The organism is Bacteroides sp. 44_46 (assembly GCF_001915465.1).
Classification (GTDB): Bacteria; Bacteroidota; Bacteroidia; order Bacteroidales; family Bacteroidaceae; genus Bacteroides; species Bacteroides clarus.
In genome coordinates, this window is the sequence record NZ_MNQO01000020.1 from 227430 (window position 1) to 243411 (window position 15982).

A 15982-nucleotide genomic window follows, 5' to 3' on the forward strand; every position below is an offset into this window, starting at 1 on the left:
ATGAAAATCGGATATATTCATTTAGACTGCGGAGAGTGGAGTACCGATAGCTACAACGTCCAAGAGATAGGACTGGCTAAAGCATTGGAACAGATAGGACACCAAACGACCATTGTATATTGGATGCCCCGAGAAGACAAACGGTGTGGTAAAGAAATGACCATAACTCCAAACATCAAGAAGGTCTATCTACCCTATCGGATGCGATTTGTTCACCATATTCTGCCAGATTTCCCGTTACTACTTTTTTTGGAAATAGACGTGTTTCACTTACAAAGCGATAACCTGCTCTGTGTACCGGAAGCCGTAAACTTCTGCCAAAAGCATGGGTTAAAACACTATTGCTATGTGGGGACAGTACATAGTTCTTCACCCAAAGCCATTTCACGCTGGATAATGGACAAGTTAAGCAGCAGAAACTTTTCCGCATTCAGAAAAACAAAAGTCTTTTGTAAAACTCCGGCTGTGGTTGATGAATTGAAACAGAAAGGTGTAACGAGTGCTGAATGGGCTCCTGTCGGATTAGATACAGATATTATTCCACTAACAATAAATTCTAAAGAAGAACTTAAAAAAGAGTTAGAATTACCTCACAACAAAATCATTGTATTCTTGGTGTGTGCATTAAGACCAGACAAGCATCCCATGGATATATTTCCTTTAGGAGAGGTATTAGGAGATAAATACTTATTAGTGCATGCGGGAGCACCTTGGATGCAAACAGAGGAATATATGAAAAAATTAAAATCGAACGATATATATAGCAATATATTGTTTGTTGGTAAAATTCCAAATGAAAAAGTTCATGCATATTATGAAGTTGCCGATTATGTAATAAACTTTAATCCCAATGAAATATTTGGCATGGCTATTCTTGAAGCGATGTATCATAATGTAACAGTAGTGGCACGGCATGCACCCGGCCCTGACTGTATCATTGAAAATGGAGAGAGTGGTTTTCTGTGTAATTCGGTAGAAGAAATGGCCCAAATAATACATTCCGGTAAAAAAGTTCAAAATGCACAAAAACGAATCATAGAATATTTTACATGGGAATCAACTGCTAAAAAGTTTTTGGATTATATACAACATTAAAAATTACCGGCATATGCGTATATTCCATATTATCACTCATTTTGATATAGGAGGAGCAGAAAGGGTAGCTGTCAACATAGCCAAATCACCAACTGTAGGGATGGAATATCATCTTGTAGAAGTTGTTCGAGGAAATGGAGAATTCAGTCAATCTTTTATTAAAGAATTACATGACTGCGGTATTTGTTTCCATCGTTCGCATATTACAAACAATAAAATTGCAATAATATTGTTTCCTCTATGGTTCATATATCTATCGTTTAAATGGAAACCGCAAATAATCCATACACATACAGAAATACCAGACCTAAGTATATATTTATGGTATAAAATGTTTGGGTGGATATTCCCAAGCATAAAATATGTCCGCACAATCCACAATACAGAATTATGGAATCAATGGCCTCAAATAGGCTGTAAAGTTGAAGCTTTTTTCAAGAAAAGACATGCAAACATAGCTATCAGCCAATCAACACAACTACGTTATAAGCAAATTTATGGAGAAACACCACAAATTATATTCAATGGGCTACAATCTGTTAAACAAAATAAATTCAAATATATCATAGCAAACAAAATAAATATTTTATTTGCCGGAAGATTAGAATACCAAAAAGGAGTAGATCAACTTATAGAAGTCGTAAATGCATTAAAATATAATTCCAAGTTTTATTTTCACATAGTAGGTAATGGCTCTATGAAAGAAAAAGTACATAAAGCTTTAGGAGCATCAACTAATGTATCTTTTTATGATAAGATTTTTGGATTGAATCAATATATAGGAGATTTTGATTATTTATTTATGCCCTCAAATCACGAAGGGCTTGCTTTAATACCTATCGAAGCAAGTTTAGCACACACACCAACCATTATCAATAACTGCCCCGGTTTAAAAGATACACTTCCGGAGAAATGGCCTTTGAAAGTAAATAACAATAATGTTACTGATTTTGTCCAATTAATCTTATCACTTGAAAACACAACACATTATGAAGAATATGTGAATATAGCATACGAGTATGCGAAAACAAATTTCTCTATTGAGAAAATGCAATATGAATATGAACAAATATACAAAAATCATGAAATATAAAATTTGCTTGATTTTGCCTTATTACGGAGTATTTCCAAACTATTTTCATCTATGGATAGATAGTGCATCGCACAATTCGTTCATAGACTTCTATATCATTACAGATAGTGAATTTTCTTATCAACTGCCAGAAAATATCCATTTAAAAAAGATCTCATTGAATGAAATAAAGCAACGGCTACAAGAAAAAACTAAAAAGAAGGTTTCATTATCATCCCCTTATAAATTATGTGATTATAAGCCAGCTTACGGCCTCATATTTGAAGATATCGTTTGCAATTATGATTATTGGGGATGGTGTGACCCTGATATTATTTGGGGAAATCTACAACTTATTATCAATGAGAACTCTATTGAAAAATATGATGTAATAGGTGGTGGTGGCGCATTTACGATTTGTAAAAATACTGACTTTTTGAAAAAATGTTTTTTATATACAAACTCTTCAATGCCTTCTTTTTCTTTTAACGAAGTTAGAACAACAAAGAAAAATCTAATTTTTGATGAATGGGGAGCTACAAATATCCGAAAATATTTAAATATAAAAGAAACATCACAATATGATTGGTTGTACAGAAAAGTACTGGATGTAACTCCTCCTGATATAAAAAAACGCCATAGTCCGATGTTCATACGTTTCTGTAATTATCCTATTATTGCAAAATATGAAAATGGTCATATTTTTGCTTATTCAATTTCACCAAGCGGAATAGAAAATACACAAGAATATGCATATTGCCATTTACAAAAGAGAAAAATAAATATTATTACACAACAACTAGATTCTTTTCTACTATACAATGAAATGTTTCTACCACTCCAAATGTTCCAAGAATGTATTTATAACACACAAAATAGTATATTAAAGCAATACCAACATAATATAGTAATGAGTAAACAGATAGGAAATACGCATAGGGGGGGGGTAAAATTATTATACAGAAAAGTAAAATCAAAGCCTATAATACCTATTCTTCTAAGATTACTACGCCATATTGGTATATATTCACACTATAAAGTATGAAAAATAAAAAGATTTTATTTATTCTCCATCTACCTCCACCTGTACATGGTGCATCTATGGTGGGAAAATACATACATGATAGTGAAGTAATAAATAACACTTTTGACTGTCACTATTTAAATCTTGCATTAGCAAAAGACCTAAACGACATAGGAAAAGGTGGCATGAGAAAGCTGAAAGATTTCTATAAACAGCTGAAACAGGTCAGACTACTAATAAAATCTATAAAACCACAACAATGTTACGTGACCCCTAATGCAAAAGGTGGTGCATTCTACAAAGATTTTCTTGTAGTTATGCTCTTAAAAATAATGCGACAAAACGTAATTGTTCACTACCATAACAAAGGCGTTGCAACAAGACAAAACAGATGTTTTGATAACTTATTATACAAAATGTTCTTCAAAAATCTGAAAGTTATTCTGTTATCAGAGAATTTATATCAAGACATAAAGAAATATGTAAAGTATAAAGATGTCTATATTTGCCCTAACGGAATACCTATTCACGAAAATCTGCCTATAGTTCCTCAAAAAGAATTCAACATTCTATTTCTATCAAATATGATGAAAGAAAAGGGTGTGTGGGATTTATTAGAGGCATGTACGATATTAAAGAAAAAAGGGAAACCTATAAAATGCCATTTTGTAGGCAAATGGAGTGATATCAAAGAAGAACTGTTTACAGATGAAATTAACAAAAGGGAACTCACAGAATACGTATTTGCTCATGGAGCTAAATACGGTAATGAGAAAGATGTATTCCTACAAAAAACTGATGTATTTGTATTCCCAACCTATTACAATAACGAATGTTTCCCATTGGTATTGTTAGAAGCAATGGAACAAGGCCTTCCTTGTATCAGCACTAATGAAGGCGGTATTCCTTCCATTATAGAAAATGAGAAAACCGGATATATAATAGAAAAGCATTCGCCCAAAATAATTGCTGAAAAAATAGAATATTTAATGGAACATCCCCAGCAATGTGCCAACATGGGAAAAGCAGGAAGAAAAAAGTTTCTTAACGAATTCACTCTAGACAAATTCGAAGTACGAATAAAAAATATTTTAGAAGATTGTATAATCACAGCGTAACATTTCAGTGAAAAAAAGATTATTTGATATACACCCTTGTGTAACCACTCATCACATCGGACAAAAATATATTTTACTAACCAACAAAGATACCAATACAGATCTCACCCAAATTGCCGTAACCCAACTAAAAGCTGGAGAAGTAGCAGAAGAGCACCTACACCCCACCATGGAAGAATTCTTCCTGTTTCAAAAAGGAGATGCAATGATGACAGTTGGCAAGGAACAGATAGCATGTAGCAGTGGAGACTTTATCAGCATACCTACTAATACCCTGCACGCTTTAAAAGCAATTACGGATATTGAAATCATAACTATAGGTTGTGCTGTTCATTGATATAAAAGCCAAGGCAGATAGGCTATGTTTAACTGCCCAATAACGTAGAAATAAAATAATCAATATATAGAATCGGTATTAGATATGTTAGAGAAAAACGCTAAGATTTTTATAGCCGGTCACCACGGACTAGTGGGTTCGGCTATTTGGAATAACCTGTTACAAAGAGGATATACAAACCTGGTAGGACGTTCGCACAAGGAGCTGGAGTTGCTGGACGGAGTGGCCGTAAAAAGATTTTTTGACGAAGAAAAACCGGACGCTGTGGTACTTGCCGCCGCCCATGTAGGGGGAATCATGGCCAACCTGCAATACCGGGCGGATTTCATTTATCAGAACTTGCAGATACAACAGAATGTTATAGGTGAGAGTTTCCGGCATGGTGTGAAAAAGCTACTCTTTTTGGGAAGTACCTGCATCTACCCGCGTGAAGCTCCGCAACCGATGAAAGAGGAAGTATTACTGACTTCTCCATTGGAATATACCAATGAACCGTATGCGATTGCAAAAATAGCTGGACTGAAGATGTGCGAAAGTTTCAACCTGCAGTACGGAACGAATTACATAGCGGTGATGCCAACCAACCTATACGGTCCGAATGATAATTTCCATTTGGAAAACAGCCATGTGCTGCCTGCCATGATACGTAAGATTTATTTAGCCAAATGCCTGAACGAAGGTAATTGGGATGCGGTAAGGAAAGACATTGATTTACGCCCGGTAGAAGGTGTGGACGGAAGTTATACCAATGAAGAAATAGTAGCGAAACTGGCAAAATTCGGAATTACACAAGAAGCTGTGACGCTGTGGGGTACAGGAACTCCGCTGCGTGAATTCCTATGGAGTGAGGAAATGGCGGATGCCAGCGTACACGTATTACTGAATGTTGATTTCAAGGATACTTATAATCCGGAAACAAAAGAAATACGTAACTGCCATATCAATGTAGGAACCGGAAAGGAACTCAGCATCAAGGAAGTAGCCGAGAAGATTATGGCTGAAATAGAATTTAAGGGCGAATTAAGATGGGATACAAGCAAACCGGACGGTACGCTGCGCAAACTGACGGATGTAACCAAATTACACAATTTAGGCTGGCACCATAAAGTGGAAATAGACGAAGGTATTCACAGACTGTATCAATGGTATCTGAAAGGTATCTGTATCAACCATAAAACAAACTGAGCCGGATAATACGATTACCGATAAATATATACATTTTCACATTTTTTCTTGCTTATAATATACATTTGACTTAATTTTGCCGCATAAATCATACTTAAATATTAGTGTCTGTCCTATTTACCTTCTGTGTGACAGGCAATAGCGTAGCGTACTCCACGGTAAACACATTTTTCCAATATACATGTTGAAATTAAGAACAGTTTCGCTTCTGGGCTGCAGAAGTGAGCTTGATGCGTTGCCTAAAGGCAAATTGCTGATAAATACAATCAATGCTCACTCGTATAATACAGCTCAGAAAGATACGGCATTTGCCGAAGCATTACTGAAAGGTGACGCCTTGATTCCCGATGGTGCAAGCATTGTATTGGCCTTTAAGCTTTTAAGACATAAAAAGATAGAAAGAATTGCCGGCTGGGATTTATTTCTGCACGAAATGAATAAATTAAACCGGAAAGGCGGTACCTGTTTCTTCCTGGGCAGCAATGACGACACATTAAGGAAAATCAAAGTAAAAGCCGTCAGGCTATATCCCAACATTCAAGTCGAAACCTATTCCCCACCCTACAAAGCTGAATTTTCCGAAAAAGACAACCAACAGATGATAGAAGCCGTAAACCGTGTAAATCCGGATTTACTATGGGTGGGCATGACCGCTCCCAAGCAGGAAAAATGGGCATACACCCATCTGAAAGAGCTGAATGTAAACGGTACGATAGGTACCATAGGCGCCGTATTCGACTTCTTCGCTGAAAACATACAACGCGCTCCATTGTGGTGGCAGGAGCATAGTCTGGAATGGCTGTACCGCCTGATAAAGGAGCCCAAAAGAATGTGGAAAAGGTATATCATAGGCAATACCCTCTTTTTAGGATACTTATTAAAAGAAAAAATATCAAATTAATAAATACACAAAATGAAAAAAGTAGCACTGATTTCCGGTATCACCGGACAGGACGGTTCGTTCCTCGCCGAGTTTTTGATTGAAAAAGGTTATGAAGTTCACGGCATACTGCGCCGTTCGTCTTCTTTCAATACAGGACGTATAGAGCATCTGTATCTGGACGAATGGGTACGTGACATGAAGAAAGACCGTCTGGTAAATCTGCACTACGGAGATATGACGGACAGCAGTTCATTGATTCGCATCATCCAGCAGGTACAACCGGATGAAATATACAACCTCGCCGCGCAGAGCCATGTAAAAGTGTCTTTCGATGTACCCGAATATACGGCGGAAGCCGATGCGGTAGGTACACTGCGTATGCTGGAAGCCGTACGGATTCTGGGTATGGAGAAGAAGACAAGAATTTATCAGGCTTCTACCTCGGAACTGTTCGGTAAAGTGCAGGAAGTGCCGCAAAAAGAGACTACTCCTTTCTATCCGCGCAGCCCGTACGGTGTGGCCAAGCAGTACGGATTCTGGATTACGAAGAACTACCGCGAGAGTTACGACATGTATGCAGTAAACGGTATTCTCTTCAACCATGAGAGCGAACGCCGCGGCGAAACATTCGTAACCCGCAAAATTACACTGGCAGCCGCACGCATAGCGCAAGGATTCCAGGACAAGCTGTATTTAGGAAATCTGGATGCACGTCGTGACTGGGGTTACGCCAAAGATTATGTGGAATGCATGTGGCTTATCCTGCAACATGACAAACCGGAAGATTTCGTGATTGCCACCGGTGAAATGCATACAGTGCGCGAATTTGCCACCCTCGCTTTCAAAGAAGCCGGTATAGAACTGCGCTGGGAAGGTGAAGGCGTGAATGAAAAGGGTATCGATGTGAAAACCGGCAAAGCGTTGGTGGAAGTAGATCCGAAATATTTCCGTCCCTGTGAAGTGGAACAGTTATTGGGTGATCCGACCAAAGCAAAGACATTGCTGGGCTGGAATCCTACAAAAACAAGCTTCCCCGAACTTGTAAGAATCATGGTGGCTCATGATATGAAGTTCGCAAAGAAATTGTATCTGAAAGCACAAATGGAAGAATAAATACATTTTTCTCATTTTCCTTGTTTTGTACAAACAGAATGTATACATTTGTGTCGTTTTTCGTTTTCTTCAATTTGTCTGTCTGTGAAACCATTACCTATGTGACAGGCAAAAGCGTAGCATACTCTCCCGAGGTATAATGCCTATAAAAAAATACTTATTACTATTTTTCCTGTTTTTCTGTTGTACAGTGATACGGGCGCAGTATTCCATGGGAAATACCGGCTTGTTGAACATACCCACGGCGGACATGCGGGAAACAGGTACTTTCATGGGCGGGGCTAATTACCTGCCGGACGGAATGACCCCTTTTAAATTCAATACGGGTAATTACTTCGTTAATATCACGTTTCTATCCATCTTAGAACTGAGTTACAGATGTACGTTATTGAAAACCACCCGGTATGACGGAAAAAGAGGATATTTCCAACAAGACCGTTCAATGACGGCGCGTGTGCGCCCGTTGAAAGAAGGAAAGTATCATCCTTCCATAGTGATAGGTACCAATGACCCGTTCAAAGATATGGGCACCAACTATTTCGCTACCGTTTACGGAGTGCTTACCAAGAGTTTCTCGATAGTGAAAGGCGACAGGCTGGCGCTGACTGCCGGATATTACTTCCCGCTGAACAAACACAGTGTGCAGGACGGACCGTTCGGCGGCATCAGCTACTCTCCCGCCCGATGCAGAGAAATCAGTTTCATGGCGGAATACGACTCCGATGGGTTTAACGTAGGCAGCGCCGTCAGGTTATGGAAGCATTTGTCCGTACATGTTTTTACCAGAGAGTTCAACTGCATAGCAGGCGGAATCAGGTATGAATGTACGCTGATACATTAACGACAAGGCTACCGGTCAGAATGAAAAGAATATACATCGTTGCATTTCTGATGCTACTGTGCACCACGGCAGATGCCCAAATCATGGCGAAGCTGAAGGAAATCGGCATGGAGAATATCCGGTGCGTACAGACGCCGGAAACGACAACAGTGGCTTTTGAGAATAATGTATACCGGGGAACATACACCGGCATAGGAAAAGCCGTTACAGCCTGCCTTGACGGTATACCCGGCGGTAACTTGCAGATGGTGGTACTGGAAAACAGAATCCCCCGTTTATATATCGATATGCCGGACTCACTGGTACATGCCTACAAAAAAGGAGACATCGGCCTTGCGCAAGTATACCAACGGATGCGGATATCCGTTGATACAGACAACGCCATGAAGGTATTGGAGAAAAGCGAAAAACCGGAAAATACCTCGGCATGGAAAGTGGACGTCGTTATCTATCCGGACCTTTTTCTCGAGAACAATACCTTTGATGAGCTTTATACCTATGCGATAAACCTGAATCCGGCAGTGGAAATGGCTCTATGGAAAGGAGCCAAAGCGACCGCACAGGTGATACTTCCCATAGCGACCAATCTGACCGGAGAAATGAAACGGGTACGGCCGGGGATAATCACCATATCGCAGGATGTACGGTTGAAGCATAACTTATTCGGACGTCTCACTGTGGGAAACTTCACCGATAACCGCATAGGCGCCCAACTGGCGATAAAATACCGTACCGACAACGGACGTGCAGAGGTCGGGGCCCAAATGGGAGTAACCGGGTTTTCTGCCGTAACAGCCGATGAGGGTTGGTACATCGGTACCAAAATGCGTGTGAACGCATCGGTCACGGCATCTTATTACGAACCGCATACCAACCTGCAGTTCGACCTGAGCGCCAACCGCTACGTATTTGGCGACTACGGCATAAGAGGTGATTGCACACGGCATTTCGGGGAATATGCAATCGGTCTTTTCGGAATATATACAAGCGGAGAAATAAACGGCGGCTTCCATTTTGCAATCCCTTTGCCCGGAAAGAAATGGAACCGAAAAGGATTCTTCCGGGTGAAACCCGCCGACTATTTTGCATGGACTTACAGCATGGTGGCGCATGGGAAATATATCGACGAACAAATGGGAAAAAGCTATTATACCCGCCCTGACGAAAACAGAAGCGGCGGATTCTACCAACCTGATTATATCCGTTATTTCCTGATTAAGGAAGCGAAGAAAGCCCAATCAAAATCAATAAAATAAATAAATCAAATAAATTAGTTTTTAAAGACAAAATCATGAAACAGAAAAGTTTTTTATTCGGAAGCCTTTTGTTATGCGCAATGGCTTTCAGTACAACCGGTTGTAGTATCGGCGGAGATGACAAAACAAATGAAATTGTAGACGATCCTCTAAAAGATAAAACCGAATACTACATTGTAGGACAAGTGAGCGACAGTAAAGGAGTAGTGGCAAACGCTAAAGTGGAAACCGGCAACGTTTCTGCGACAACAGACAGTAAAGGAGTATATAAACTGACTGTGAACGACGCCACCGCATACAAAGTAAAATTTACAGCAAGCGGCCTGCAGACTTTCGAAGCAGAGACAAGCATCGCATCTTCTGCCAAAAACCGTAGCCAGGTGACCTTGAATGTAAGAATGGCAAAAGAGATTGTATATGATGAGAATCATACCGAAACCGCAACACCTGCTGCTGATGCGGTAGTTACGGCACCGAACATTGTAGACACCAATGCCGATCCTGCCACTATCACTATTCCGGCAGGTACGGTAACAGAAAATACAAAAGTTGCGGCGGTTGTATATGAAGAAGCTAAAATCGCAACAGGAAATGAGACTCAAGTACCGGTAAGCAATGTAGCCGTTAAAACAGATCCGGCCGATATGGTGGCTAAACAAGCTGTTACCATCGCCGTGAATAACCTTGCTGATGATGCGACGGACGGTTATTTCGATACCGATTATATGTCTGCCGTTAAAAAAGACGAAGTTGCTACAAGAGCGGACAAATCTTTAGGTAAACCGGTATTCAACGCCGGGGACAACAGATATGAAATCACCATCCCTGCCGGAGAAAAAATAGCAGGAAAGTATGAGATGAATGTGAAATTCGACAAAAGCAGCAAAACATCGGGTACCGTGGAATACAATGCCGTGAACGGAAAAAGCGAAGTATTGAAACTGGAAAACAGAGAATTCAATGCCATGACCGGTGTGAAACTGAATGTAACGGTGAAAAACGGCTGGACATACACCACTTCTCCGGCCACGGCATTGGCTGCCAAAGGAGCTTCTCAGAAACTGGCCGCCGCAATAGAGCGATACATCGAACTGCAGGAAGGTAAGGAAGGCGTATATGAAACAGCAACCGAACTGACTACCAACATCAGCGGTAACCACGTATTGTATTACGGAAACAAAGCCAACATCCTGGCAAAGACTTACACATTCCATGTCATGATTAACGGCCAAAGCACTCCGGTGGAAGTTAACTTGAACAGCTACAACGGATACACGGAAGAATATACCAACGGCCCCATCAGCCAACACTCCGGCGGTAGTACCGGTAAATAACCGCATACACGAGAGTTAATCAAAACTATTATTTAAATAACACATACCTATGAGTTTACGTAATTTTTTATCAAGTAGAACCGGAAAACGTTTTTACAACTTTTGCTATTGTTGGGGTGCTTGTCTGGTAATTCTAGGTGCCATCTCCAAAATCGGTGATTTCCCATACGGTAACATACTTTTGGGTATAGGCCTGTACACCGAAGTATTTATCTTCTTCATCTCAGGATTCGACGAACCCACCAGAGAATATAAATGGGAAAGAGTATTTCCTATCCTGAACGACAAACTGGCGAATACCGACCCGAAAGTTGCTTCCGTGAACTTCAAACTGTCCGGAAACGGTGAAAACTACAAACAGGAAATGGCTAAGCTGGAAGAGAACGTGAGAGCATTGAACGAAGCCCATGAAGCCCAGTTGAAACAAGTGAAGCAACAAATGGACCTGCTGAACAAACAATACAAACAAATGCAGGATACAATGAACGTAAAAACAACAAAGTAAAATAGCTGTTATGTCAAAATATGTAATGCCGCCAAGGCAAAAAATGATTAACCTGATATATATCATCTTAATCGCTATATTGGCCATCCATATATCTAAAGATGCCATAGAGGGTTATGATATTATCAGCAATGACTACCGCCCGCAAATAGCACAGCTCCAAACATACAACGAAGAATTAAGAGTACGCCTGGAGCAGGAAAAGCCGGAAGTCACGGGACAGGTACAATCTGTCAAAGAGAAAACCAATGCCATTCGGCAAGAGTTGAACGACCTGAAAGAAAACATCATACGGACAGCCGATAAAGACGAATATCAGAGCGGTATCCTCAAGAACCGCGATAACGAAAAGGCGACTCCTGATGTACTCCTCAGCAACAAACGGGGTAATAATCTTAAAAACAGCATCGCAACCTACAAGCAGGAAATGGAAAGTATGCTTGCCGGTGACGCGCAGAAAAAACTCGTAAGCAGTTATATGAACATCACTCCTCAAACCGACAACGCTTCATGGGAAGAGGAAACGTTCTCGCATCTGACTGCCAATGCAGGTATCACCATGCTTGACAAAATGGAGATGGAATTGCTGAGCTGCGAAAAGGAAGTGTTGCTCGCCATGACAAACGGAACGGGAATACAGACTTCGGAAGTAACCCCGGAAGCCGGCAAACCTCAAAAGGAAGCCGAAAAAGAAGTTGAAAAGGAACCGGCAGAGCTTTCGGATAACCAAATCTTCGTAAACGGAGTACCTACCGACATCCTGGCCGACGGAACCCTGAAGAAGCCTTTTGTACAAATGGCTCCCGAAGCCGCCGTATTATACAAAGGATACGACAATAAGCTGCAACTGACGAGCATCGGTATTCCTCAAGAGCAACTGAAAGTTTCCATGAAGAACGGTAAGGTAGTGATGCGCAACAACCGCTACATCGCCCTGCCCGACAACAACAGCCGTACCGCCGTCATTACCGTGAGCGATGGAGCCGATGTATTGGCACGTTATGAATACGAGGTCAGAAATCTGCCCGCTCCGCAACCTTACCTCTCTTATTCCCATAACGGTAAAAACACGTTATACAAGGGTGATGTACCTCTTGGCAAAAGTCATTTGCTCGGCATGAACGAACTGGTGGCGCAAGCCAATGAAGGCCCTCAGGTGAAATATAAAGTCGTATCTTTCGAAACGGTATTCATCGAAGCCGGAAGCAACAAGGTTATTACCCTTAAAAACAAAGGTAACAAATTCTCCGGCGAGCAGAAGAAAGCCATCGAACAGTTACAGGCAGGTGATAAATTCTACATCACATCCATTACCGTGTCCGGCGGACAAAAGACAGATGAGCAAATCGGCTCTATCAACGTAGTACTCTATTAAAAAAGTAAAGTTATGAAATTTGGATTTAAACACATTATATTGGCTGCTGCGCTGATGAGTGCCGGTAGTCTTACTGCACAGGAACAAAATGACAAAACATCGTTCCAAAAGTACAACTGGTTCGTAACCGGAGCCGTTAACGGAGAATGGCTGTCCAATACTACCGGAAACATGATTGTCGGCGGCAAAGTGGGAGCCGGTATCCAACTGACCCGCTACTCGGCATTCCGCATCAACGCGTTTGCCGGAAAGAACCGTGTAAAGACCATGCGCGCCCAGCAATACGGAGCCGAATTGGACTATATGCTGACCTTGGTGGGAAATAAAGGATACCAGCCTTTCAACCTGGCGGCTATCGTCGGAGCCAGCTACAACTACTTCAACACGAACAAGCTCGACATCGATAACAAGAACGTCAGCTCCATCGGTGGAAAGATAGCGTTACAGGCGTCGTACAACCTGAACAGAAAGCTCAGCCTATTCATTGAACCTTCGTTTACCATCCTGCCCAAATACTACAAGGGCAAAGATGCCGATGACGTATTTGTACAATCCGGCGTGAATATCGGTGTCACATACAGCTTCAAAGACAAGTACAAAACATCCCGGAAGGCTAAGAATGAGGCTTTCGCCGACAAAACCGACATACAGGAAATCAAAGACAAGATGAACCGTATGCTGGAAGAAATCAAGCAACTGAAACAGGAATCGCAAAACACTCAAAAGGTGGAAGCAGGAAAGAACATCGTTATCGAGCCTGCCCAACAGAAAGGTATCATTTCCGTAGATATCCACTTTGACGAGTTCAGTTCCTTCATCAGCGAAGAGCAAGCCGGCAAGCTGAACAATATCGGCGAATGGATGACCGAGAATCCTGCCGTTATCAAGATTGTAGCATTCAGCAATGACGTAAAGGACAAGAAAGCCGAAACCGAACTGCGCAACAAACGCACGGAAGCCATCAAGAAAATGTTGGTAGAGAAGTACAACATCGCTCCCGAAAGAATTGCATCCGCCGCTCCCGAATCCATGGGCTATGCAAACAAGACCGGAAACAACGCGATGATTATCTTCATTCCGAGCAACTTATAAACAGAAATTCACTTCTATGACTATCGCCATTGATTTTGACGGCACAATCGTAGAACACCGATACCCTAAAATCGGAAACGAAATACCTTTCGCCATCGATACGCTGAAAATGCTGATTAAGGCTCATCATCGGCTGATACTATGGACCGTACGTGAGGGGAAACTGCTGGACGAGGCTGTGGAATGGTGCAGGGAACGGGGCGTGGAATTTTATGCCATCAACCGTGACTACCCCGAAGAGGACACCGCCCATCACGGTTTCTCGCGCAAAGTAAAAGCGGACATCTTCATCGACGACCGCAACTTGGGCGGCCTGCCCGACTGGGGAGACATCTACCGCATGGTTCAGGAGAAGCTGACGTACGAGGAGCTGTATCGTGACAATGATAAAACTCCCCCCTCAAAAAAAGGCGGACTCTGGAGTTTCCTCAAAAAGTAACCGTTTTTTTGACTTATGTCAAATCGTACTCCGAAAAGACTCTTTAAATTTGCAGCGTCATTTAGAAAACGATAGAGTAAATTAGTTTTTATAAGAGAGAGAGATTAGTTTTTAGGGTACACTAAAAAAATTAGGCAACATCTGTTAACAGATGTTGCCTTTTTTGTTATATTTGTGCCTAATGAAAAACAACACCCATATTACGCCGTTTGCAATCAGCCTGTTCTCCCTGCTTTTCCTTAGCGCTTGCAAAGATAATCCCCCCAAGGAAGGCCTACACCTGCCCCAAGAATTATTCAGAGAAGGAGACATCGTATTCAGAAGAGGCACCGGATTCACCAGCCGCATAGTGCTGGCGGCCGACAGCGAGGGAAGATACTCGCATACCGGCATCCTGAAGAAAGAGTGCGGAGCATGGTACGTGATACACGCCGTTCCCGGCGAACCGGACTTTAAGGGAGATGCGGACAGGATAAAGATGGAACCCGTCGAGCGGTTCTTCGATGCGGGAAAAGCCGCGCGGGGTGCCGTGATGCATGTGCAAGCAGACTCCGCCCTTGCATGCAGAGCCGCCCGAAGCGCACTCGGACTTTTCCGCAAACACCTGTTGTTCGACCATGACTACGACTTGAACGATACCACCGAGATGTATTGCACGGAACTCATCGACTATGTGTACCGGAAAGAAGGGATAGACCTGTCCGAAGGCCGAACCACTTCCGTCAACATCCCCGGCATGAGCGGTGACTATCTGATGCCGAACGATATTGCGCAGAGCGGACGCCTCTGTTTGATATACTGTTTTTAACACACACATTATTCACTTAAAACAAAAAACGTATGAAAAAAGTATTCTACTTCACCATGATGGTAATGGCAGTCTTCGTAATGGCGGCTTGCTCTTCTTCCCCAAGCACTCCGGGCGACGCGTTGAAAAAGTACAGCGGGTATCTGCAAAGCGGCGATTATGAGAATTTCGTAGAAGGACTGGCTTTCGACGACAGTCAGGATGCCGCCAAGGTAAAGGAACAAAAAGAAGCGCTGGTATCCATGCTCAAAGAAAAAGTATCGAAGGAATACGAGAAGAAAGGCGGCATAAAGGACATCGAAATCCTCTCGGAACAAGTGGCCGAGGACGGCAATACCGCTGTGGTAAAGACCAAATACACTTACGGCAACGGCGAGACCGAAGAGGGTGAGCAGCAAATGGTGAAGAAAGACGGCAAATGGCTGATGTCCATAGGAAAGTAAAGCCCGAACAGCTCTGAAAAGATACCGGACAGCATACGGAGTAAAGGAAGGAATTCCTCTGC

Annotated in this window: 17 protein-coding genes; all 17 read left to right on the forward strand. The window is 41.9% G+C overall.

All coding sequences use genetic code 11. From position 1 onward, the window contains the following. The 17 genes from BHV73_RS13500 to BHV73_RS13580 all read left to right on the forward strand — a co-directional run bounded on the left by BHV73_RS13500 (position 1) and on the right by BHV73_RS13580 (position 15920). A complete protein-coding gene (locus BHV73_RS13500; RefSeq protein WP_148359910.1) occupies positions 1-1095 on the forward strand; it encodes a glycosyltransferase family 4 protein in 1095 nt (364 codons plus the stop codon). Positions 1096-1108: 13 nt separating this feature from the next. Continuing rightward, on the forward strand, positions 1109-2188 hold the full coding sequence (locus BHV73_RS13505; RefSeq protein ID WP_148359911.1) for a glycosyltransferase family 4 protein: 1080 nt from the start codon (positions 1109-1111) through the stop codon (positions 2186-2188). Next, on the forward strand, positions 2178-3212 hold the full coding sequence (locus BHV73_RS13510) for a DUF6625 family protein (protein ID WP_286738566.1): 1035 nt from the start codon (positions 2178-2180) through the stop codon (positions 3210-3212). Before BHV73_RS13505 ends, BHV73_RS13510 begins: the two co-directional genes overlap by 11 nt. Continuing rightward, positions 3209-4309 carry a glycosyltransferase gene (locus BHV73_RS13515; RefSeq protein ID WP_286738567.1) on the forward strand — a complete coding sequence of 367 codons (1101 nt, stop codon included), beginning with the start codon at positions 3209-3211 and terminating at the stop codon, positions 4307-4309. Before BHV73_RS13510 ends, BHV73_RS13515 begins: the two co-directional genes overlap by 4 nt. A 7-nt stretch (positions 4310-4316) precedes the next feature. Beyond that, positions 4317-4646 (forward strand): cupin domain-containing protein, encoded by a 330-nt coding sequence (locus BHV73_RS13520; protein ID WP_009120690.1) that lies wholly within the window; start codon positions 4317-4319, stop codon positions 4644-4646. 84 nt (positions 4647-4730) lie between these two features. Continuing rightward, the gene (locus BHV73_RS13525) at positions 4731-5831 is read left to right on the forward strand and encodes a GDP-L-fucose synthase family protein (RefSeq protein ID WP_286738570.1); all 1101 of its coding nucleotides are present in this window, start codon (positions 4731-4733) and stop codon (positions 5829-5831) included. Positions 5832-6012: 181 nt separating this feature from the next. Then, complete coding sequence (locus BHV73_RS13530; RefSeq protein WP_286738571.1) at positions 6013-6732, forward strand: WecB/TagA/CpsF family glycosyltransferase; 720 nt, start codon at positions 6013-6015, stop codon at positions 6730-6732. A 12-nt stretch (positions 6733-6744) separates the two neighbouring features. Then, positions 6745-7827, forward strand: coding sequence for a GDP-mannose 4,6-dehydratase (gene gmd / locus BHV73_RS13535; protein WP_009120687.1), 1083 nt, complete (start codon positions 6745-6747; stop codon positions 7825-7827). 139 nt (positions 7828-7966) lie between these two features. Further along, on the forward strand, positions 7967-8668 hold the full coding sequence (locus BHV73_RS13540; protein WP_039950213.1) for a YjbH domain-containing protein: 702 nt from the start codon (positions 7967-7969) through the stop codon (positions 8666-8668). A 20-nt stretch (positions 8669-8688) separates the two neighbouring features. Next, on the forward strand, positions 8689-9924 hold the full coding sequence (locus BHV73_RS13545) for a YjbH domain-containing protein (protein ID WP_039950211.1): 1236 nt from the start codon (positions 8689-8691) through the stop codon (positions 9922-9924). A gap of 35 nt (positions 9925-9959) precedes the next feature. Further along, entirely contained in the window at positions 9960-11258 is a 1299-nt protein-coding gene (locus BHV73_RS13550) for a carboxypeptidase-like regulatory domain-containing protein (RefSeq protein WP_286738574.1), read from the forward strand. 49 nt (positions 11259-11307) lie between these two features. Beyond that, positions 11308-11763, forward strand: a complete 456-nt coding sequence (gene porL, locus BHV73_RS13555; RefSeq protein WP_009120683.1) for a type IX secretion system motor protein PorL/GldL — start codon at positions 11308-11310, stop codon at positions 11761-11763. A gap of 10 nt (positions 11764-11773) precedes the next feature. Then, complete coding sequence (porM, locus tag BHV73_RS13560; RefSeq protein WP_022218358.1) at positions 11774-13138, forward strand: type IX secretion system motor protein PorM/GldM; 1365 nt, start codon at positions 11774-11776, stop codon at positions 13136-13138. Between the two features lie 12 nt (positions 13139-13150). Further along, positions 13151-14230, forward strand: coding sequence for an OmpA family protein (locus BHV73_RS13565; RefSeq protein WP_087413006.1), 1080 nt, complete (start codon positions 13151-13153; stop codon positions 14228-14230). A gap of 16 nt (positions 14231-14246) precedes the next feature. Next, positions 14247-14669: a BT0820 family HAD-type phosphatase gene (locus tag BHV73_RS13570; protein WP_009120680.1), complete on the forward strand. Its 423-nt coding sequence runs from the start codon at positions 14247-14249 to the stop codon at positions 14667-14669. Positions 14670-14850: 181 nt separating this feature from the next. Then, a complete protein-coding gene (locus tag BHV73_RS13575) occupies positions 14851-15477 on the forward strand; it encodes a C40 family peptidase (protein WP_195207229.1) in 627 nt (208 codons plus the stop codon). A 32-nt stretch (positions 15478-15509) separates the two neighbouring features. After that, a complete protein-coding gene (locus tag BHV73_RS13580; RefSeq protein WP_009120678.1) occupies positions 15510-15920 on the forward strand; it encodes a DUF4878 domain-containing protein in 411 nt (136 codons plus the stop codon). Positions 15921-15982 lie beyond the last annotated feature (62 nt).